Here is a 984-nt window from a genome sequence, read left to right on the forward strand (position 1 = left end):
TGGTGAAGCAGGCCTGTCCGCTGCCGTTGACGGGGACGGTTTGGTTGAGTCCGCCGGGTCCGGTGAAGGTGACGGTTCCGGTGGGCGTACCCGATCCTGGCGGGTTGGCTGTGACGGTGGCGCAGACGGTGACGGTCTGGCCGCAGACCGACGGGTTGGGCGTCGCCGTGACGGAGGTGGTGGTCGAAGCTTCCGTCACCGTCACCGACACGGTGCCGGCGGAGGTGGAGAAGCAGGGGCCTTCGCCGTTGTAGGTGGCGGTGACGGTTCCGGTGGCGAGTGCGGTGGTGGTGAAGCAGGCTTGTCCGCTGCCGTTGAGCGGAACCGTCTGGTTGAGGCCACCAGGTCCGGTGAAGGTCACCGTTCCCGTCGGAGTGCCGGATCCTGGCGGGTTGGCTGTGACGGTGGCGCAGACGGTGACGGTCTGGCCGCAGACGGAGGGGTTGGGGGTCGCTGTCACGGAGGTTGTCGTGGATGCTTCGGTGACGGTGACGGCGACGGTGCCCGTGGAGCCCGCGAAGCAGGAGCCTTCGCCGTTGTAGGTGGCGGTGACGGTTCCGGTGGCCACGGATGTGGTGGTGAAGCAGGCTTGTCCGGTGCCGTCGAGGGCGACGGTCTGGTTGAGTCCGCCGGGTCCGGTGAAGGTGACGGTTCCGGTGGGTGTGCCGGATCCTGGCGGGTTGGCTGTGACGGTGGCGCAGAGGGTGACGGTCTGGCCGCAGATGGACGGGTTGGGGGTCGCTGTCACGGAGGTTGTCGTGGATGCTTCGGTGACGGTGACGGCGACGGTTCCGGTGGAGCCGGTGAAGCAGGGGTCTTCGCCGTTGTAGGTGGCGGTGACGGTTCCGGTGGCCACGGATGTGGTGGTGAAGCAGGCTTGTCCGCTGCCGTTGACCGGGACGGTCTGGTTGAGTCCGCCGGGTCCGGTGAAGGTCACTGAACCGGTCGGGGTACCGGACGCCGGAGGGGTGGCGACCACGGTGG

General features: G+C 68.3%; 1 protein-coding gene. It reads right to left on the minus strand.

Annotated features, from left to right (window positions below):
- A partial coding sequence (locus ACTWQE_RS34080) for an Ig-like domain repeat protein (protein WP_443332961.1) occupies positions 1-937 on the minus strand: 937 nt, incomplete at its 3' end.
- Between the last annotated feature and the right edge of the window lie 47 nt (positions 938-984).

Origin of the sequence: Streptomyces sp. 8N706 (assembly GCF_052245415.1) — a bacterium.
Classification (GTDB): Bacteria; Actinomycetota; Actinomycetes; order Streptomycetales; family Streptomycetaceae; genus Streptomyces.